This window comes from Pantoea sp. GbtcB22, from assembly GCF_019091025.1.
GTDB lineage: Bacteria > Pseudomonadota > Gammaproteobacteria > Enterobacterales > Enterobacteriaceae > Pantoea > Pantoea leporis.
This window is the reverse complement of record NZ_JAGXKB010000142.1, coordinates 1-276: the sequence shown is the minus strand read 5'-3', so window position 1 is coordinate 276 and position 276 is coordinate 1. Positions and strand designations below refer to the sequence as shown.

The 276-nt window shown below is 56.2% G+C and carries 1 pseudogene; it reads left to right on the top strand.

The annotated features are described in order from the left end of the window. Positions 1 to 276: pseudogene (locus tag KVT28_RS25020) on the top strand (hypothetical protein); the annotation flags it as partial.

Below are 276 nucleotides of genomic sequence, written 5' to 3'. Positions count from 1 at the left end.
GCTTACGCGCGCCGCTAACAGCAACCTGCCCTGGCAGGACGTGCTGGTCTCAATCCGCCCTTATATGCACAAGATCTGGAACGCTTTTACCACGGTTCAAAAACTGCGCTTTATGAAAATGTACGGCGCGGTATGGGCCGCCTGGCGCCAACCGATCCCGCAAGAGGTCTTCAGCGAACTGATTGAGGCATCCGCTCAGGGTAGAGTGAGATGCCATCAGGCGCTGGCCGCTCCGCAATACGCTGACAATTGTTATCATCTGCAGACCCCTTCAGA